General features: G+C 70.8%; 14 protein-coding genes and 1 tRNA gene. 5 read left to right on the forward strand and 10 right to left on the reverse strand.

What is annotated here, in order from left to right:
* Positions 1-43: 43 nt before the first annotated feature.
* The 3 genes from glmU to Q9R22_RS00810 form a co-directional block, all read right to left on the reverse strand.
* Positions 44-1,519, reverse strand: coding sequence for a bifunctional UDP-N-acetylglucosamine diphosphorylase/glucosamine-1-phosphate N-acetyltransferase GlmU (gene glmU, locus Q9R22_RS00800; RefSeq protein ID WP_396415654.1), 1,476 nt, complete (start codon positions 1,517-1,519; stop codon positions 44-46).
* Positions 1,520-1,583: 64 nt separating this feature from the next.
* Positions 1,584-1,655, reverse strand: a tRNA-Gln gene (locus tag Q9R22_RS00805).
* A gap of 73 nt (positions 1,656-1,728) precedes the next feature.
* Complete coding sequence (locus Q9R22_RS00810) at positions 1,729-2,460, reverse strand: hypothetical protein (protein WP_131333273.1); 732 nt, start codon at positions 2,458-2,460, stop codon at positions 1,729-1,731.
* Positions 2,461-2,536: 76 nt separating this feature from the next.
* Here Q9R22_RS00810 and Q9R22_RS00815 point away from each other — a divergent pair, with 76 nt between their 5' ends.
* Complete coding sequence (locus Q9R22_RS00815; RefSeq protein ID WP_131333274.1) at positions 2,537-4,489, forward strand: ABC-F family ATP-binding cassette domain-containing protein; 1,953 nt, start codon at positions 2,537-2,539, stop codon at positions 4,487-4,489.
* Positions 4,490-4,505: 16 nt separating this feature from the next.
* Here Q9R22_RS00815 and Q9R22_RS00820 read toward each other — a convergent pair whose 3' ends face one another.
* The gene (locus tag Q9R22_RS00820) at positions 4,506-5,144 is read right to left on the reverse strand and encodes an HD domain-containing protein (RefSeq protein WP_131333275.1); all 639 of its coding nucleotides are present in this window, start codon (positions 5,142-5,144) and stop codon (positions 4,506-4,508) included.
* Between the two features lie 157 nt (positions 5,145-5,301).
* Here Q9R22_RS00820 and Q9R22_RS00825 point away from each other — a divergent pair, with 157 nt between their 5' ends.
* Positions 5,302-6,333, forward strand: a complete 1,032-nt coding sequence (locus tag Q9R22_RS00825) for a GlxA family transcriptional regulator (RefSeq protein ID WP_131333276.1) — start codon at positions 5,302-5,304, stop codon at positions 6,331-6,333.
* Here Q9R22_RS00825 and Q9R22_RS00830 read toward each other — a convergent pair.
* The 5 genes from Q9R22_RS00830 to Q9R22_RS00850 form a co-directional block, all read right to left on the reverse strand.
* Positions 6,273-6,566, reverse strand: a complete 294-nt coding sequence (locus Q9R22_RS00830) for an antibiotic biosynthesis monooxygenase (protein WP_085106956.1) — start codon at positions 6,564-6,566, stop codon at positions 6,273-6,275. The genes Q9R22_RS00825 and Q9R22_RS00830 overlap by 61 nt on opposite strands.
* 90 nt (positions 6,567-6,656) lie before the next feature.
* The gene (locus tag Q9R22_RS00835) at positions 6,657-8,096 is read right to left on the reverse strand and encodes an RNB domain-containing ribonuclease (protein WP_131333277.1); all 1,440 of its coding nucleotides are present in this window, start codon (positions 8,094-8,096) and stop codon (positions 6,657-6,659) included.
* A 119-nt stretch (positions 8,097-8,215) separates the two neighbouring features.
* Positions 8,216-9,238, reverse strand: a complete 1,023-nt coding sequence (locus tag Q9R22_RS00840) for a 4-(cytidine 5'-diphospho)-2-C-methyl-D-erythritol kinase (protein WP_131333278.1) — start codon at positions 9,236-9,238, stop codon at positions 8,216-8,218.
* Positions 9,235-10,293 (reverse strand): 16S rRNA (adenine(1518)-N(6)/adenine(1519)-N(6))-dimethyltransferase RsmA, encoded by a 1,059-nt coding sequence (gene rsmA / locus Q9R22_RS00845; protein ID WP_131333279.1) that lies wholly within the window; start codon positions 10,291-10,293, stop codon positions 9,235-9,237. Before rsmA ends, Q9R22_RS00840 begins: the two co-directional genes overlap by 4 nt.
* Positions 10,294-11,537: 1,244 nt before the next feature.
* Positions 11,538-12,698, reverse strand: a complete 1,161-nt coding sequence (locus tag Q9R22_RS00850) for a TatD family hydrolase (protein ID WP_131333280.1) — start codon at positions 12,696-12,698, stop codon at positions 11,538-11,540.
* 169 nt (positions 12,699-12,867) lie between these two features.
* Here Q9R22_RS00850 and Q9R22_RS00855 point away from each other — a divergent pair, with 169 nt between their 5' ends.
* Genes Q9R22_RS00855 through Q9R22_RS00865 form a run of 3 tightly spaced genes read left to right on the forward strand, consistent with a single transcriptional unit; the run spans position 12,868 to position 17,902 of the window.
* The gene (locus Q9R22_RS00855; RefSeq protein ID WP_131333281.1) at positions 12,868-13,818 is read left to right on the forward strand and encodes a MoxR family ATPase; all 951 of its coding nucleotides are present in this window, start codon (positions 12,868-12,870) and stop codon (positions 13,816-13,818) included.
* Positions 13,815-15,401 carry a DUF58 domain-containing protein gene (locus tag Q9R22_RS00860; protein WP_242670454.1) on the forward strand — a complete coding sequence of 529 codons (1,587 nt, stop codon included), beginning with the start codon at positions 13,815-13,817 and terminating at the stop codon, positions 15,399-15,401. Before Q9R22_RS00855 ends, Q9R22_RS00860 begins: the two co-directional genes overlap by 4 nt.
* Complete coding sequence (locus Q9R22_RS00865) at positions 15,398-17,902, forward strand: transglutaminaseTgpA domain-containing protein (protein WP_242670455.1); 2,505 nt, start codon at positions 15,398-15,400, stop codon at positions 17,900-17,902. Before Q9R22_RS00860 ends, Q9R22_RS00865 begins: the two co-directional genes overlap by 4 nt.
* Before the next feature lie 151 nt (positions 17,903-18,053).
* Here Q9R22_RS00865 and rsmI read toward each other — a convergent pair whose 3' ends face one another.
* The gene (gene rsmI, locus Q9R22_RS00870; protein ID WP_131333282.1) at positions 18,054-18,944 is read right to left on the reverse strand and encodes a 16S rRNA (cytidine(1402)-2'-O)-methyltransferase; all 891 of its coding nucleotides are present in this window, start codon (positions 18,942-18,944) and stop codon (positions 18,054-18,056) included.
* Positions 18,945-19,016 lie beyond the last annotated feature (72 nt).

Genomic DNA, 19,016 nt, shown 5'->3' on the forward strand with positions numbered 1-19,016 from the left:
TTGAATTCCTGTGGATCACTGCTCGCGTGCCGTGCGCCCGGACTCAGGCGTGGTCGTCGCGGTCAGAGTCTTGAGCGGCCTGGGCCGCGCGTGCCGCCGCGGTTCCGGGACGGTGCTCCTGCACCCATCCTTCCACGATGACCTGCTTGCCCTCCGTGAGCACCAGGGCCCCGGCGGGGACGTCCTTGCGCACGGTGGTCCCGGCACCCGAGTAGGCGCCGTCGCCCACGGTCACGGGGGCCACGTACATGTTGTCCGAACCCATGCGGACGTCGTTGCCGATCGTGGTGTGGTGCTTGGCCACGCCGTCGTAGTTCACGAAGACCGAGGCCGCGCCGATGTTGGAGTTCTCCCCGATCGTGGCGTCCCCCACGTAGGACAGGTGCGGGACCTTGGAGCCGCGTCCGATCGTGGCCTTCTTGGTCTCCACGAACGTGCCGATCTTGCCGTCCTCGCCCAGGACCGTGCCGGGGCGCAGGTACGCGAAGGGGCCCACCGTGGCGCCCGCGCGCAGCTCGGAATCGCTGCCGTGGGTGCGCGTGACGTGCGCTCCGCGGCCCACGATCACGTCGGTCAGGGTGGTGTCGGGGCCCACGACGGCGTCCTCCGCGACCCGCGTACGCCCGTGCAGTTGGGTCCCGGGTAGCACGGTGCTGTCCGCCTCGAGCTCCACGGTGTCGTCGATCCACGTGGTCGCGGGGTCCACGATGGACACCCCGTTGCGCATGTGCATTTCCAGGGTGCGCTGGTTGAGGTAGCGCCCCAGTGCCGCGAGCTGGACGCGGTCGTTGGCGCCCTCGAGCTCCATGTAATCCGTCATCTTGAGTGCGTCCACGCGGTGGCCGGCCTCGCGCGCGAGACGCGGGACGTCCGTGAGGTACTTCTCCGCCTGGGCGTTGTCGGTGTCCACGCGGGAGAGCGCATCCCGCAGCACCGCGGCGTCGAACGCGAAGATCCCGGAGTTGACCTCGCTCACGGCACGCTCGGCGTCCGTGGCGTCCTTGAACTCCTTGATCTCGGCGAACTCGCCGCGCTCGTCCCGCAGGATCCGGCCGTACTTGCCGGGCTCGGGGTGATCGGCGGTCAGCACCGTCACGGCGTTGCCGTGGGAGTCGTGGTGCGCCACGAACTCGCGCAGCGTGTCCACCATGAGCAGGGGGACGTCCCCGTAGGTCACCAGCACAGTGCCGCTCACGGGGGTCTCGGCGTCGAGGACCTCGAGGCCCGCGTCCACGGCGGAACCGGTACCGGGGACGTCCGACTGGTCCGCGGTCAGGACCTCGGGATCCACGGCCGCGATGTGCTCGGCCACGAGATCGCGCTGGTGACGGATCACGGCCACGATGCGCTGCGGCGCGAGCTCGCGGGCCACCTTCAAGGCGTGGCCGAGCATGGAACGACCCCCGATCTCATGCAGGATCTTGGGGGTCTTGGACTTCATGCGGGTGCCCTTACCCGCGGCCAGGACGATGACGGCGGCGGGGTTCTGCCCGGTGCTCGCGGTGTCAATGGTGCTCACGGAGCAGACTCCTCTGGTTGCTCGTGAGGCGGTGGGGGCCATCTACGCCTCGATGTGTCGTGCGTTCCGCCACTAGGACTCGAACCTAGACTCACGGCTCCAAAGGCCGGTGTGCTGCCAATTACACCATGGCGGAGCGTTGTCACCCGCGGGCGCCAACATGTGCGTGCGCCCGGAGGACGCACGAGACGTCACTTTATCATCTGCGTTCATCGCGTCAGCACGAGCAGAACCCGCCCCGCTGCACGGTTCTCCTCGAATCCGGGGAGCCCCCGGGACAGGGTCTCGGCATCCTCCACGGTGATCCCGCGCACGAGCACGGGGGCGCGTGCGGCGGCGCGGCGCACGTACTCCCACGCGGCGTTGTCGGCCTGTCCGGCGGCCCGGGAACGCGAGACGTCCCACGCCATGGAGGTGACGTCCGGGGCGGTGACGTCCAGCGTGCCGTTGTCGTACTCGCGGTCCAGCAGGGCCATGAGCATGCCCACTTCCTCCACGACCGTGCTGTTCTGCACCATGAGCTTGACCTGGCGGTGGGACGCTGCTTCCGCGAGCGCGGCGAGCATCGAGTACAGCCGCCGCCGCTGCCGCCCCCGGTGCGCCACCCCGCCCAGGGCGAGCACGAGCCACCCGGCGCCCACACCGCGGCACAGCTCCAGGGCGTCGTCCACGGCCGCGAGCACGCCCTCGTCGGGGATGTCGTCGTCCACGGCCACGGGCGCGCGCAACAATAGGGGTTCCGCGCCGGCCTCGCGCAGGCGTAGAGCGGTCTGGCGGCGCACGAGCGAACCCATGTGCGGCCCCACGGGGTGGCCCCCGCCGATCGTGATCTCCACCGGCCCCGGGAACTCACGGATCCGGGCCACCGCCGCGGCGAGGCCCTGGGGGTCGTCCAGGACGGTTCCCGCGGGCGTCTCCCCGCGTCCTGTTGCGTCGTGCATGGCACACAGTCTCGCACGCCCGTGGGACGGGGGGACGACGCCGCGGCCCGTCGGTGCGCGCTTGTATCCTTGCCGGGTGGCTCATCTGATCGGCGGAGAAAACTTACATCTCGAGTACCCCACCAAGACCGTGTTCGACTCGGTCACCGTGGGGATCGACGAGGGCGACCGGATCGGGATCGTGGGTCGCAACGGGGACGGCAAGTCCACTCTCATGCGACTGCTCGCGGGGCGCATCGCACCGGACTCCGGGCGGGTGACCGTGCGCAGCGGGACGACCGTGGGCATGCTCGACCAGGCCGACACGCTGGACCCGGACCAAACAGTGGGCCACACCGTGGTGGGGGACGTGCCCGACTACGTGTGGGCCGCGGATCCCAAGGTGCGGGACGTGATCTCCGGGCTCGTCTCGGACGTGGACTGGGACACCCCCGTGGGGCAGCTCTCGGGCGGGCAGCGCCGCCGGGTCGCGCTCGCGAGCCTGCTGACCGGCGACTGGGACGTGATCTTCCTGGACGAGCCCACCAACCACCTGGACGTGGACGGCATCACGTGGCTCGCGAAACACCTCAACAACCGCTGGTCCAGGAACGCCGGCGCGCTCGTGGTCGTGACCCACGACCGCTGGTTCCTGGACGCCGTGTGCACCGACACGTGGGAGGTCCACGACCGGATCGTGGAACCCTTCGAGGGCGGGTACGCGGCGTACGTGCTGCAGCGCGTGGAGCGCGACCGGCAGGCCGCCGTGGTGGAGCAGAAGCGGCAGAACCTCATGCGCAAGGAGCTCGCATGGCTGCGCCGCGGGGCACCCGCGCGCACGTCCAAACCCAAGTTCCGCATCGACGCCGCCAACCAGTTGATCTCCGACGTCCCGCCGCCGCGCGATTCCGTGTCGCTGTCCCGCATGGCGGTGTCCCGGTTGGGCAAGGACGTGGTGGACATCGAGGACGTGTCGGTGGAGTTCCCCTCCCCCGCCGTTTCCGGTTCCGCGGGTTCGTCCGGCCCGTCCGGTCCTTCCGCGGACGACGACGGCGCCGCGACTGCCGCTTCGTCAGGCGCCTCTTCGCCTGGCGCCTCCGGGCGGACACGCGTGCTGCAGGACGTCACGTGGTTGATCGCCCCCGGGGAGCGCACGGGCATCCTGGGCGTCAACGGCGCGGGCAAGTCCACGCTCCTGGGGCTCGTCACGGGTGCCGTGGAGCCCACCACGGGGCGGGTCAAGCGCGGGAAGACCGTCAAGATCGCGACCTTGACCCAGCAGCTCGCCGAGCTCGAGGACGTCGCGAACGACCGGGTCTCGGACGTCGTCGCCCGGAAGAAGACCTCCTACGTGACCGAGGGCAAGGAGATGACCCCCACCCAGCTCCTGGAGCGGCTGGGGTTCTCCTCCGCGCAGCTGAAGACCCCGGTCAAGGACCTCTCGGGTGGACAGAAGCGGCGCCTGCAGTTGCTGCTCATCCTGCTGGACGAGCCCAACGTGTTGATCCTGGACGAGCCCTCCAACGACCTGGACACGGACATGCTCGCCGCCATGGAGGATCTCCTGGACACGTGGCCCGGGACCCTGCTGGTGGTCTCCCACGACCGCTATCTCCTGGAGCGGGTGACCGATCAGCAGTACGCGGTAATCAACGGCCGGTTCCGGCACCTGCCCGGCGGGGTCGAGGAGTACCTCAACCTCTCGGCGACCGCGGCGTCCGGCACCGCAGCCGGTTCCTCCGGGGCGTCCAACCCGCTTGCGGCGTCCTCTTCCTCCTCTGGCACTGCCCCTGCCTCCGACGGCGCCGCCCCCTCCGAGCCGCGGCTGTCTGGCGCGCAGGCGCGGGCCGCGCAGAAGGAACTGGGCGCCGTCGAACGCAAGATGCAGAAACTCGGCGAGCAGATCGAGGCATTGGACGGGACCATGGCCGCCGCGGACCCCTCGGACTTCGAAGGGCTCGGCGAGCTGGCGGCGCAGAAGTCCGAACTGCAGGAGCAGCTGGACGAACTCGAGCTGCGATGGCTCGAGCTGGGCGAGGCGCTGGAGTAGACGAGCGAGCCGGAGCTCACTCGCTCCAGGGATTCGCCTTGATGATCTCCACGAAGTTGTCGCGCTTGAATTCCGGGTCGAAGTGCTCCAGCACGTCCGCGTTCATGTTCCCGAACGTGGAGTGCGGGCGGTGCACGTTGGCGTCGTTGAACGCCTTGAGGATCCGTTTCTTGAAGTCCGGGCGGGGATGGACCTCCACCACGGCCTGCCGTTGGGCGTCCGTGAGCTCGTCGAAGTGCATGCCCAGCACGTCCGTCTCCACACCCGCGCTCACGAGCGCGATCTCCGGGGCCATGAACTCGGGCACCCCGGGGGTCGTGTGCAGCGCGATCCCGAGCCACGCGTTGTGCGCCCGCTCCTGCGACGCACCGCGTTCCAGGAGGAACTCGCGGACCTCGTTCGCGCCGTCCACCTCGAAACGCAGCATGGAGTCGGAGTAAGTATCCGTGAGGCCGCGATCGTGGAACATGGCCGCCGCATACAGCAGCTCGTGGTCCACGCTCAGGTCGTGGGCCTGCCCCACGAGCGCGCCGAAGAAGAACACGCGGCGGGAGTGGTGGTAGAGCAGGTCGTCCTCGTTGTCCCGGATGTACTCGGTGATCTCCCGGGCGAGTTTGCTGTCAGGGACGGAGATGCCGGAAATGGTGTCGGTCATGAGCTGAGTCCTGTTCTGGGCGGGCCGTGCATGGGCGGGCAGGGGCCGCTGCAGCTGAGGAGCCGCGCTGCCCCACCTCTCCATTGTGGGCTCGCTGCACACCCGTCCGCCAGGTCCACAGTGACAGGAACCCCTCGGATTCGGACATACTGAACACATGACAGCCCGCCGTCACGTCGTCGTTCTGCTGTTCCCCGGGGTCACCCTGCTGGACGTCTCCGGACCCGCTGAGGTTTTCGCCGCGGCCAACTCCGCGGGTGCCGACTACGCGGTGCGCTTCGTCTCGCCGTCCGGCGGAGACGTCGAGACGTCGGTGGGCGCGCGGATCGCGACCGAATCACTCGCGGATCTGGAGGGCGCACCCCGGATCGGCACGCTGCTGGTGGCCGGTGGAGAATCCCTCGCCACGCGCCCGGTGCCGGACGGCGTCGTCACGGCAGTGCGCGCCGTCGCCGACCATAGCGACCGCGTGGCGAGCGTGTGCACCGGGGCGTTCGCGCTGGCCGAGGCGGGCCTGCTCGACGGACGCCGGGCCACGACCCACTGGCGTCACGCCGCCGAGCTGGCCCGCCGCTACCCGGTAGTGACCGTACACCCCGACGAGCTGTACGTGCGGGACGGAGCCGTGTTCACGAGCGCGGGCATCTCGTCCGGGATCGACCTCGCCCTGTCACTCGTGGCCGTGGACTACGGGCGGAACTTGGCCCACGGCGTGGCCCGGGAACTCGTGGTCTACATGCAGCGCGCGGGAGGGCAGTCCCAGTTCTCGGCTGCGCTGGACTGGCCCGCGCCGTCGTCCGCTCCCCTGCGCGAGCTGTGCGCCGATATCGTGAGCGACCCCGCGGCCGCACCCCCGGTGGCGGAGCTGGCCCGGCGCGCGCACATGAGCGTGCGCCATCTGAGCCGGCTGTTCACCGCGGAGCTGGGCGTATCGCCGGGGAAATTCGTGGAACAGGTCAGGGTCGAAACCGCCAAGTCTCTGCTGGACCGCGGGCACGGCGTCATGGACACCGCGCGACTGTCCGGCTTCGGCACGGACGAAACCCTGCGCCGCGCGTTCGTGCGGCACTTCGGCGTCACGCCCAGCTACTACCGCGGCCGCTTCCCGACCGATCCAGTCCGGGAGCCTTACAGGTCCACGACCTCGAACTCGAGCAGCGACGCACCCGTGGCCACCGGTTTGCGCTGACCCCCGGCGTGGGCGGCCTTGGCATTACCGTCCCGCCACGCCTCGAAGTCCTCCTGGGTGGCCCACGTGGTCACCACGAAGTAGCGGTTCTCCCCCGCGACCGGGCGCAACAGCTGGAACCCCTCGAAACCGGGCTCACCGTCCACCGCGTGCTTGCGCGCCGCGAACCGGGCCTCGAGCTCGGCGCCGGCACCCTCGGGGACCTCGATGGCATTGATCTTCACCACGGACATGACTGCCTCCTATCGTTCGTCATCACTTCTCTCCCAGGCTAACGACACCGCCTGACCGGTCACTGCGACGAGGTACCGGACCAGGCGGCGTCACCCGGCGACGTCGGACACGAGTTCGAACTCGGCGCGGCCCTCCGCGACGTCGGCCCGCACGAGACGCACCCGGACCTCTTTGCCGAGCGGCAAATCGGGGGCCTTGAGGATGACCTCAACGGCAGGTTCGCGGATGACGATGGTGCCGCGAGCGCCGTCGTCCTTGACCTCCACCACGGTGGCCGTGAATTCCTCGCCCACGTGCGCGGACAGCGCCAGCGTCTCGACCATGTTCACGATCCCGCGCTCGTACGCCGAGGCCTTGCGCGCGGACGCCTCCATCTCGGCCGGCAGCTGCGGCAGCGCCTCGAGCACCCAGTCGGGAACGGGGTTCCCGGCGCTGATCGCGAGGCACACCTCGCTCCCGTAGCGGTCCACGAGTCGGCGCAGCGGCGCGGTCACGTGCGCGTACGACGTCGCGAGGGCCGAGTGTTCGCGATGCTCCGGGGCCGCGCCGTGGAACGCCTCGTAACCGGCCCCCCGAAACAACAGGGTGCACGCGTGCAGCATGGCCGCGTGGGTCCCGAGCTGCGGATCGAGTGCGCGCACGAATTCCGGGTAGCTGACGTCCTCGGGCCACGGGATGCGCAGGGCGGCCGCCGTGGCCCGCAGTTTGCGGATCGCGGAGTCGGCCGCGCGGGGCAAGATGCGCAACAGGCCCGTGCCGGCGTCGAGCATCAACTGCGCGGCGGCGATGCCCGTGAGCAGCGAGATCTGGGCGTTCCACCCCTCCACGGGCAGCGCACTGCGGTGGACCACGCGCCACTGCTCGTGATCGATCACCACTTCCTGCTCGGGGATGCGCAGGCTCACCCCGCCGCGTTCCCGTTCGATCCGTTCCCGTAATTGCCCCACGGTGCGCAACAGTGTGAGGGACGGGCCCGCGGTCCCCGCGTCCAGCCGATCCTGTACTTCTCGATAGGTCAGCTGGGCGCGGCTACGCACGAGGGCCCGCCGCACCGATGTGCTGCGGAGTGCGCCCTGTTCGTCCAGCCCCAGTTCCCACAGCACGGCGGGGCGCACGGTGTGCGGCAGCAGACTCGCGGCGTCCTCCGAGAGTTCGGGAGGGTGCAACGGCGTGCGCTGGTGCGGGGCGTAGAGGGTCTGGCCGCGGCGGTGGGCCTCGACATCGATCGGATCGCCCGGGTGCACGAACGCGGCGACGTCGGCGATCGCGTACCACACGGTGAAACCCGTATCCGCGGTGTCGATGAGCACCGCTTGGTCCAGGTCCCGGGAGCCCTCCGGGTCGATCGTGACGAGCTCGAGGTCCGTGCGGTCCAGAGACGGTAGGCGCGGTGCGGCGGCAGCGGCCACGGCGGCGTCGTGCACGGCCGGTGGGAAGTCGTCGGGGATGTTGAGCTCGTGACGCAGGGCCTCGAGTGCGCGCACGAGTGGCTCGGGAACGGGATGGGCCTGCTGCGGACGGATGGCCAAGACTGACTCCTCACCCGGGGGCTCGGGGAGTGCACCGCCCGGGCCGGCCCAGACCTCGAAACCGTGGTGACGCGCCTACGTTGACCCGATTCTGCCCCGGGACACCCCGGCGGGCGGGTTCATTCGCGCGATTCGACCCGCGCGCCGGGCACGGGGCCGGCCACGGCGAGGGCGTGGCGGTGTTCCCGCACGAAGTCGAGCACGAGGCGGCGCGCGGCATCCCGCGATCGCACCAGGAAACATACCGTGGGGCCCGACCCGGAGACCCATCCGGCGAGCGCACCCAGTTCCACGCCGTGGTTGAGCAGCCCCTCGAGTTCGGGTAGCAACTGGATCGCGGGGCCCTGGAGGTCGTTGCGGATCCGGGCGGCGAGGGCATCGGGGTCCGCGTCGGCCAAGGCCGTGAGCACCGCGGTGGGGACGGGGTCGGGGGCGATGCCGGTGCGCGGGGCACTCCTCGTCGACGCGTTCGTCACCGTGTGATTGGCATCCCACTGGCGGTACACGGCCGGTGTGGACAGGCCCTGGTCCTGGGGGACGAACACGAAATGCAATTGCTCCTCCGCGGCCACCGACTCCACCTCGGTTCCCGTGCCGCGGCCGATCGCGGCGCCTCCCAGGAGCATGAACGGCACGTCGGCGCCCAGGCCGGCGCCCAGTCGGAGGAGTTCGTCCGTATCCATTGAGGCGACGCCCGCGTGGCGGGCCACAAGGTCGTTGACCGCCACGAGCGCGGCGGCGGCGTCCGCGGATCCCCCGCCCATGCCGCCGGCGACCGGCACGGCCTTGCGGACATGCAGCTCGAGTCCGGGCACGGGGACGTCCAGCGCCTCACACACCGCGAGCGCGGCCTTCACGGCCAGGTTCGTCCCGTCCAGGGGGACATCGGAGAGGCGGGCGGTTCCCTCGCTCACCATGCGGGCGTACTCGCTACCGCGCTCGGCCTCCACGGTGATGCGGATCCCCACCCCACGACGGGCGAGCGCGGGATTCACGGAGGCCGTCACGGTTTCCCGCAGGTCCACGGCCACGAAGAGGGTCTCCAGGGGGTGGTAACCGTCCGGGGTGGGGCTGCCCACGTGCAGCACGAGGTTCGTCTTGGCCGGGGCGCTCGCGCTGACCCGGGTCGGTGTGGGGCTCATGGGTGCTCCCCCGGGTCGGTGGCAGGTACGTCGTTCGCTCCGGACCCGTCTCGGGGCGCGGTCCCAACGGCTTCCGCGGGGTGCTCGTCCGGCGCCGTCCCAGTGGCAGACGCGGTTCGTGTAGTCGTGAGGTTCCCCGGAACTTCTCCGGGTCGGCTATCGGCTCCGGCCACTTCCTCCGTCCCCTCTGAACTTACGGTCCCGGCGGCTGCCGCGATCCGGGCGAAGTCGGCGACGTCGAGCCGCTCACCGCGCGCGGCGGGGTCCACACCGGCGGCGCGCAGGATCTCCTCGGCGCGGGCACCGGACCCCGCCCAGCCGCTCAGCGCCGCCCGTAAGGTCTTGCGACGCTGGGCGAATGCGGCGTCTACCACCGCGAACGTGTCCCGGCGCAGCGACTCGCCGACCGGGGGCTCGCGGCGCTCGAAGCGCACGAGCCCGGATGCGATCTTCGGGGCGGGCCAGAACACGTTCTTGCCGATCACCCCGGCCTTGCTCACATGCGCGTGCCAGTTGGCCTTCACGGACGGCACGCCGTACACGCGCGACCCGGGCCCGGCCGCCAATCGGTCAGCGACCTCGTCCTGGACCATCACGAGCCCGTGGCGCACGGTCGGGAAGGTCTCCAGGATGTGCAGCAGCACCGGCACGGCCACGTTGTAGGGCAGGTTCGCGACGAGCGCGGTCGGCTCGCCGGGCAGCTCACGCACGCGGGCGGCGTCGGCCTCCACCACGGACAACCGGTCCGCAGCGCTCGGGAAGAACCGTTCCACGGTCTGGGGCAGCTGCCGCGCGAGGGGCGGGTCGATCTCCACGGCCGTGACCGACGACGACGCCGCCAACAGCCCCAGCGTCAACGACCCCAGGCCGGGCCCCACCTCCAGGACGTGTTCGTCCTGCCCCAGGTGGGCGGCGGCTACGATCCGGCGGATGGTGTTGGGATCGATCACGAAGTTCTGACCGAGCGTCTTGGTGGGGCGGATCCCCGCTTGCTCGGCGAGTTCTCGAATCTCGGCGGGGCCTAGGAGAGGGCCGTCGGTACTGGGCTCGGTCACCGGTCAATCCTACGTGGCGTGCCTGCGCGATCCGCACCCGCACCTATGCCCGCGCCCCCGCCCCGCTCACTCCCCCATACCCGAACCTTCCCTCCCACCCTCATTGGGCCCCGCGGCAATCCCACTGCACAACACGTGTGCCCCAGAACGACACCGATCACGGGATATGGATGCCTTTTCGGGACACGGCAGGCCACACGCCAACAGCATCAACCGCGTCAAGGTCTCCATGGGAGAAAGCGTGGGAAATTGCGTGCTCTTCAATGCCGTGCGCACCGCCATGACCGCACGGGATGTGGGAGGCAGCGTCTCCAATGCCGAGTAGATGTCCGCCAGCGAGAGCGGCTCCCCACAGGATTGAGACGTCCACGCGGGTGTCGAGTCCACCGGCCTCAGATCACGATGCACCAGCAACGCATCCAGTGCGGCGGTGAGTGCCCAGCGGGACATCATGGGCGCGGCCACGACGAGTGCCTCCACCGGATGAACCAGCGTGGATCCCCACGGTCCGGCATAGGACCCCAAGCCGTAGGACTTGGTCATAAGAACACTGGGATCACGAGTTTTACACCGCTCACCATGCCATGAGAGGTGGAGAACGCGGTGAAGATGTTCGTCCAGGTCGTTACCCCGCGGCGGCGCGGGATGACACAGCGCCCGATCCGCCCATCGATAGTGGGACCCGATCGGAATCCCAAGGACTTGTAGCGCGGTGATCCCCGTGATGCGGACGGGCGATCCAGGGCTGTTGAGATGACGTTGCAGCAACATGGCCCGTTGCACGTGATCCGGGGGCGAAGCGGCGCGGCACCACAGCCCGTGGGCCAGTTGATGCATCGAAGGATCACGGGTCAGCTGGTGTTTCCGCCGACCCAGTTCACCGGTAGTGGCCACGAGAGGTCGTGGGCCTCGGTAAGTGGCAGTGATTCGTGAGTCCATGCCAGGAATCTAGGAACGGACGACCTAAAAATCGGAGGGCCTGGACTGGATGGGGAGTGCGGATGACCTCACGCCCCCGATCTCGCAAACATCTGTGCCCCGAAACGACACTGGATCCGCCTCGCTCCTTGCTTTTTCGGGGCACAGGTGTGGTGCAGCCCGGTTGCCGCGGTGGGGAGGTGGGTGGGCTGGTTGTGGGAGCACGCATGAGAAGCCAAGTGGGCGCAGGGTGTGGGTGGGCATGGTGGATGGGGCGCGGGGCGGGGTGGGAGCCCCTCAGAACTGCCCGCACACCCGTTCCGAATTCAGAACTGCCCGTACACCCGCTCCGAGTTCTCCCAGATCCGCCGGCACAGCTCCTCGAGGTCCGTGTCCAGGATCTCCGCCATCCCCCGCACCGTGTAGTTGACCATGTACGGCGCATTGGGCCGGCCTCTGAACGGGTGCGGCGTGAGGAACGGCGCATCCGTCTCGCACAGCACGAGCCCCGGATCCGCTTCCCGCAGCGCTGCCTTGAGCGGTGCCGCGTTCTTGAACGTCACGGTTCCCGCGAACGACATGTACCACCCGTTCTCGTTGCACAACCGCGCGAGCTCCGCGTCCCCCGAGAAGCAGTGGAACACCGTACGTTCGGGAGCCCCGGCATCACGGAGGATGCGCACCACGTCCTCGTGGGCCTCACGGTCGTGGATCTGCATGGCCACCCCGTGCCGCTTGGCGATCTCGATGTGCGCCCGGAACGACTCCTCCTGCACCGCCAACCCCGACTCCGGGGTGTGTACACGATCCATTCCCGTCTCGCCGACGCAGCGCACCCTACGCTGCCCCGCCAATTCATCGATCACCGCGAGCGCTTCGTCCAGCGAGCGCCCGCCCGTTGAGCCCGCGTCGCGTGCCCCCGTGAAACGCCCAGCCGCGGAAACTCCCCCTGGCCCATCGGACTCGAAGCGCCCCGCTCCGGACCCCTTCGCCGAGCCGTCACCTGCCGGAGCCGGTGCATCCAGGTCTCCGGAGACACCCGACCCGGCCAAGGTGGGGGCCTCGTTCGGGTGCAGCGCCACCGCTGCCAGCACCCTCGGAACCGTCTGCGCCGCTGCCACCGCGAATCGCGACGACTCCACGTCGCACCCTGCCTGGACCACCCCGCACACGGAGGCGTCCCTGGCCGTGGCCATCGCATCCACCACGGACACCCGTACCAACCCGTCCTGCATGTCCAGGTGGGTGTGGTTGTCCACCACGGGGTGCGGCAACGGCTCCGGCAGCGCAGGGAACGTGAGATTGCGACGTCGTCCTTGCGCATCCGTGTGCGCACGACGCTCCGTGCCCTCACCGTTGGGCACGTCGTCACCGGAATCGGCGACCGCGTACCGCTCCACGGTGTACGCCTCGGGCGTCTGTCCCGCCACGGGCTCGGGTCGGGCTGCGTGGTCCCACACGGATTCGGATACGGGTGTCTCGATCACCCCTCCACGATAGATGACGCGCTCCCGCCCGGCCCCGGGCAACCGCATCCGTGCGCCGCTCGGTGAGGAAGGGCCCCGACCCCCTTCGCAATGCACCCGCACCTGGCAAATACCTGCGAACATGGGGACAAACACCCCCGGATCCCCCTGCCCGTGAGACGAGGAAATAATGGAGCAGTTCGCCACCCGCACCAAGACCATCCTTGACCGCATGAACTCGGTCATCGACGGCAAACCCGCCGAGACCCGCACGGCCCTGCTGACCCTGCTGGCCGGCGGCCACCTGTTGGTCGAGGACGTCCCGGGCGTGGGCAAGACCATGCTGGCCCGTACCCTGGCCGGCGCGGTGGGTGGGACGATCAACCGGATCCAGTTCACCCCGGACCTGCTCCCCACGGACATCACGGGTGTGTCGGTGTACGACCAGACCCGCAACCAGTTCGAGTTCAAACCCGGCCCGGTGTTCGCGAACGTGGTGATCGGGGACGAGATCAACCGCGCTTCGGCCAAGACCCAGTCCGCGCTGCTGGAGGCCATGGCGGAGGGCCAGGTCACGGCGGACGGCACCACGTACCGGCTGGCCGAACCGTTCATGGTCGTGGCCACCCAGAACCCGGTGGAGATGGACGGCACGTTCCCCCTCCCGGAGGCCCAGCGAGACCGGTTCATGGCGCGGATCTCCATGGGCTACCCGGACGCGGACGCCGAGGTCGCCATGCTGCGCGATCACGGCGCAGGCTCCCCGTTGACGGGTCTCGGGCCGGTCGTGGACATCGAGGAGGCCCGCGACCTCGTACGCCACGTGGCCTCGCTGCACGTGTCCACCCCGGTGCGCCGCTACGTGGTGGCACTGTGCCAGGCCACCCGCACGCACCCGCACCTGCGCCTGGGCGCGAGCCCCCGCGCGGCCCTGCAGTTGCAGGCGGCCGCCCGCGCGCAGGCCGCCCTGGCCGGACGCGACCACGTGCTGCCGGACGACGTCAAGGACGTCGCGGTGGCCGTACTCTCCCACCGCCTGCTCCTCGAGCGTCGCTCGGGCGCGGACAGCGCCCAGGACATCGTGCGCACGATCCTCTCCGACGTCCGCGTCCCCACCGAAGACGCCCCCCAGACCCGATGAAGGCCGCCGCTCCCGAGGCGCGGGTGGATTCACGCGCCAAGTTCACGGTGCGCGGGTGGTGTTTCCTGGCGGCAGCCGTGCTGTGCCTGGCCGCCGCCACGTGGCTCGGCCGCAAGGACGTCCTGGCGCTGTCCCTGTTCCTGGGCATGGTGCCGCTGCTGTCCTCCCTGGCCATGTGGCTCGTCAAACCTCGCGTCCTGCTCAAACGTTCGGTGGACCCGCCGCTCGTCACGCTCGGCGACGCCGCCCAGGTGGCCCTGCGCGTACGACGTCGCTCCGCCTTCTCCGCGCGCAACCGTACCTCGGGTGCCGGTCGAGCAGGCTCCACCCACGACCCGGTGGACCCCGCGGTCCACGACATGGGCACGGCGGGAGGCGGCCTGACGGGTGGCATGGGCGATGGCCCGGCGGATGCCGCGAACCCCGGCCGCGGGGCAGGCCCGGACACCACCGACGCGGACCGCAGGGATACCCTCCGCTCGGGCCGCACGAGCACCGTCGCCGCCGTGGACGTGCACGAGACCGTGGACCCCCTGCTGGGCCGGGACCAGGACGTCTCGGTACCGGTGTCCGGGGCGCCGGTCACGTACACGGTGCGCCCGCGGCGTCGGGGGATCCACGAACTGGGTCCGGCCACGGTGCGCGTGGGCGACCCGTTCGGCGTGGTGACCGAACTGCTGGACGTGGCCGAGCGGACGTCGCTGTACGTGGCCCCGGAACCCGAGGACCTCACCGAGCACGGGGTCACCATGGCGCGTGAATCCGGCAACGACCCGTCCCGGCGCGCCCAACCGCAACCGGGACCCGACAACGTGATGACCCGCGAGTACCGCCACGGTGACCCCATGCGCCGGGTGCACTGGGCGGCGTCCGCCAAGCACGGCCAGCTCATGGTGCGCCAGGAGGACCCGCGCAGCACGCGCAGCGCCGTCGTGGTCCTGGACTCCGCGGCCGAACACTGGCCGGGCGCTCGTGTGTGGGCCGGTGTGCTCGAATCCACCGAGGAGTTCGAGTGGGCGGTGCGCGCGGCGGCGTCCGTGATCGAGCACCTCACGCGCCGCGAGACCGTGGTGCACGCGCTCGACGACCAGGGCCGCGCAATGCCCCGCGGCGAGGCACCGGTGGCCGACCTGCGGGATACGGACGTCACCGACGACACCGCCACGGAAGTCGTTCACGGCCTCTCCCGAGCGGCCCTCGTGAGCCGGCCCGAATCCGAGGCGTCGACCGACCCCCTGACCGAGCGCCTCGAACGGGAAGGGCTCTCCCACCCGTTGTTGCTGCTCACGGGCCGACTCTCCCCCGCGGCCGCGCGGCGCTACGTCACGGCAGCGGCGGCGAGCACGGTGTGTTCGGTCATCATGGTGATCGAAGCCCCCGCGCACCGCCCCGACAGCGCCGCGGTGTTCGAGTCCGCGGGGTGGTCCGTGGTGTTGGTGACGCGCTGGACGGACGTGGACGCCGCATGGCTCGCGACCACCCGCGGGGCCACCCTGCTGACTCCGCCGCCGCCCGACCCCGGTACCCGACAGCTGCGCATGGACGAGATGATGGGCCACGCCCGAGGGAGGGCCACCGCATGAGCGCCCCCGATCCCACGCCCCACGCGGACCACGACGCCACCTCCGCGGGGACCCCCGCCGCGGCTGCGACCGCCAGCGCGGCGCCCACGGCTCAGGGCCGCTCGGTGACCCCCGCCGCCACCGGCCTCCGGGCCGCTCCGGACGGCCGGAGCTCCGCCGGCCTCTCCCGCACTCCGCACGGTCAGCACCTCCAGGGAGCGCGTCCGCCCCGGCCCCGCGTGATCGAACTCAGTCTGCTTCTGCTCACCGCGATCGCCCTGGGCTGCGTGGGCATGGCCGGTGCGCTGAACGGCCTGTGGTGGCTGCCCTCCGTGGCGGCCACCGTGCTCACGGTGCTCGTGGTCACGGGCGCGGCCCGCTGGTTGCGCGTGCCCTCACCGCTCGTCACGGTCCTGGGCCTGGCCGCCCTGTTGCTCGCGTTGACCGTGGTGCACCTGCCTTCCCACGCCCTGCTGGGCTTCATCCCCACCGGGGAGACCTTCACCGCGGCCGGTGAGCTGTGGCGTTCCTCCGGCGACTTCATCTCCCGCGACGCCGCCCCCTACGGCCCGAACCCCGGGCTGGCCTTCGTGCTGTGCACCCTGGTGGGGCTGGTGACCGTGTTCATGGAAACCGTGCTCGTGGGCCTACGCATGGCCGGGCTCGCATGCCTGGGGGTCCTGGCGCTGCTCGTGCTCCCCGCGCTGACCCTGCCGGGCAGCGTCACTGCCCTCGGTCTGGCCGCGGCCGCGCTCGCCGCCCTGGCGCTGCTGGCCGGTTCACGGTTCTGGGGTGCCACGCGCGCCCAGCGCATCGCCCCGACCCCGGGAGGACTCCCCCGCGCCCTGCTCGTCATCGCCGGTGTACTCGCGGTGGTGCTGTTCATCCCCGCGGTCATGCCCGGATTCTTCAACGGGGCCTTCCCACAGGGCAGCTCGTTCACCGCGGAGCGCGCCTCCGGGGTGGGCCCGCTGCGCGCGGTGGGTCAGGACCTGCGCTCGGACGAGCACACCCGGCGGTTCTCCTACACGACCTCGGACGACCAGCCCCAATACATGCGGTTGCTCACCCTTTCCGATTTCGACCAGGACGAGTGGTTCCCTGACGTCGAGAACCTGGACGGCGATCTGTCGGGTCTGGCCGACGCCGCGCGCAACCCGGTCCCCCGCGGCACCGAGGTCTCGGCCAAGGTCATGTTCGACGACTTCTCCGAGCACTGGCTGCCCGCACCCTACGCCCCGGTGGCCGTGAGTGGACTCGGTGACGAGGGGTGGGCGTGGAATCCCCGCGACCTGTCCATCTTCAGCGAGTCCACGGGAATGTCCGGGGCCGAGTACACGGTCACGTCCGTGCTGTCACGAGCCACCCCGGAGGCACTGCGGACGGCACCGTCGGCAGCGTCGGACCCGCAGCTCGGCGACTACCTGCGGCTGCCCGCGAACCGCCCGCAATCGGTCGCGGACGCCGCGCGCACGTTCACCGAGGGTGCGGACACGGACTACGACCGCGCCCTCGCGATCCAGAACCACCTGCGCGACGACTTCCGCTACGACGTGACCGCGCCGCTCGCCCAGGGCTACGACGCCGGCGGGATGGGATCGCTCGACGAGTTCATGCGCACCCGCACGGGGTACTCGGGGCATTTCGCCCCGGCCATGGCCCTCATGGCCCGGGAAGTGGGTATCCCCGCGCGGGTCGCTGTGGGTTACCTGCCCACCGCCCCAGTCGAGGACCCGGACGGCGGCCGTTCCTTCCCCGTGAGCACGGGCGATGCCCACGCGTGGCCCGAGCTGTACTTCGAGGGCGTGGGCTGGGTCCGTTTCGAGCCCACCCCCGGGGTGCCCAGCACCCCCGATTACGCGCCGGATTCGGCCCAGGACCAGGGTGGGGAGGGTTCGCAGACCCCGGAGGAGACCGCGGCGCCGAGCGACGAGCCCGAGCAACAGCCCAGCGAGGAACCCTCCGACCAGCCGTCCGATCAGCCGAGTGAACAACCCAGCGAGCAACCGGGGGACGACCCCTCGCAGGAGCCATCACCCCAGGACGAGGCGGCGCCGACCACCGCTGCGGTGCCGTGGTGGCTCGTGACCGGGGTGCTCGGTCTGCTCGCGCTGCTGGCCCTCGCGGCGGCGCCGCGGGTGGTGCGCGGGCGGCGTCGTCGGGCGCGACTCGCGGCACTGCAGGACGCGTCCCTGACCCCGCAGCGCCGGGCCAACGCCGCGTGGGACGAGTTCCGCGCGCTCGCCGAGGACCACGGCGTCACCTCCCCCGCGTCCGACACGCCTCGCGTGCGGGCACGCCGGCTCGCGGCGGGGCTACCGGGTGCGCAGACCGCCGTGGATCACCTCGTCGCGGACCTGGAATCCGCGAGCTACGGCGTCCCGGACTCCCGCTGGACCCCGCGGACCACGCCGGAGGACCTCACGCTGGTCCGGGACGAGTTCCGGAAGCGGGCCTCGCGCGGCGGGCGGCTGCGCGCCGACTGGTGGCCGGCGTCGCTGTGGAACGGCCCGCGCGGGTGACCACGACGCCGCGCGGGCGGGTCCATCCCGCCCGCGCGGAGGCCGGGGCCGCGCCGTCATCACTGCACAGAGACCGGCAAGTCCGACCCGAGGGGCACTCGTCGGCGAGACGGTCGTCCTACATATCTGCGCGCCGTTACCGCGGGTCGGGTCAGTTCTGACCGCGCGCGGTGATCACGGCGTCGTAGAGCTTGCGTGTGCTCACCCCGTGCTCGGTGGCCACTTCGCGCGCGGCGGCCTTGAGCTTGACGTCGCTCGTGGCCACGAGGTGCTCGACCTCCTGAACGAGGTCCTCGGGCTCGGGAGCCACGGCCGGTGGGGCACCATGCACGACCACCACGATCTCCCCGCGCACCTGGTTGTTCGCGGCCCACTCGGCCAGACCCGCGAGGTCATCGCGCAGCACCTCTTCATGCAGCTTGGTCAGCTCTCGGCACACGGCCGCGCGCCGGTCCGCGCCCAGGGCGTCCCGCAGCGCGGTGAGCATCTCCGCGAGACGGTGCGGGGACTCGTAGAAGACCATGGTGCGGGGTTCGTCCCGCAGGGTCGCGAGGTGGGCCGCGCGCTCGCCCGTCTTACGCGGCAGGAAGCCCTCGAACGTGAACCGGTCGGTGGGCAGCCCGGAGACCGCGAGCGCCGCGAGGACCGCCGAGGGCCCGGGGAGCACACTCACGGGCAGGTCCGCCTCGGCCGCGGCGCGCACGAGCGGGAACCCGGGGTCGGAGACCGTGGGCATGCCCGCGTCGGAGAGCACGGCCACGGTCCGACCGCGGCGCACCTCGTCCAGCAGTTCGCCGGTGCGCGCGTTCTCATTGTGTTCGTGGTGGGTGACCACCCGCCCGGTCACGGTCACGCCGAGCCCGGAGGCCAGGCGGTGCAGGGTGCGGGTGTCCTCCACGGCCAGCACGTCCGCGGTGTGCAGGACGTCCTTGAGCCGCTGGGACGCGTCCGAGAGGTTGCCGATGGGGGTGCCCACGACCACCACGGCACCGGGGCGGTGGTCCTCGGTGCCGGGGGTGGTCGTCGATGTCTGTGAACTCACCCGTCCACTCTACGAAGGTCCGCCGGTCGAACGCGGTGACGCCACCGTGGCCGGGCTGAATCTCCAGGGGTG

The organism is Kocuria sp. PD6 (assembly GCF_031844145.1).
GTDB lineage: Bacteria > Actinomycetota > Actinomycetes > Actinomycetales > Micrococcaceae > Kocuria > Kocuria marina.

Bases quoted from the DNA above. Each gene is read 5' to 3' on its own strand.
- Q9R22_RS00810 (WP_131333273.1), bottom strand. From the start codon at position 2,460: ATGCACGACGCAACAGGACGCGGGGAGACGCCCGCGGGAACCGTCCTG.
- Q9R22_RS00820 (WP_131333275.1), bottom strand. From the start codon at position 5,144: ATGACCGACACCATTTCCGGCATCTCCGTCCCTGACAGCAAACTCGCC.
- Q9R22_RS00825 (WP_131333276.1), top strand. From the start codon at position 5,302: ATGACAGCCCGCCGTCACGTCGTCGTTCTGCTGTTCCCCGGGGTCACC.
- Q9R22_RS00830 (WP_085106956.1), bottom strand. From the start codon at position 6,566: ATGTCCGTGGTGAAGATCAATGCCATCGAGGTCCCCGAGGGTGCCGGC.
- Q9R22_RS00840 (WP_131333278.1), bottom strand. From the start codon at position 9,238: ATGAGCCCCACACCGACCCGGGTCAGCGCGAGCGCCCCGGCCAAGACG.
- Q9R22_RS00855 (WP_131333281.1), top strand. From the start codon at position 12,868: ATGGAGCAGTTCGCCACCCGCACCAAGACCATCCTTGACCGCATGAAC.
- Q9R22_RS00860 (WP_242670454.1), top strand. From the start codon at position 13,815: ATGAAGGCCGCCGCTCCCGAGGCGCGGGTGGATTCACGCGCCAAGTTC.
- Q9R22_RS00865 (WP_242670455.1), top strand. From the start codon at position 15,398: ATGAGCGCCCCCGATCCCACGCCCCACGCGGACCACGACGCCACCTCC.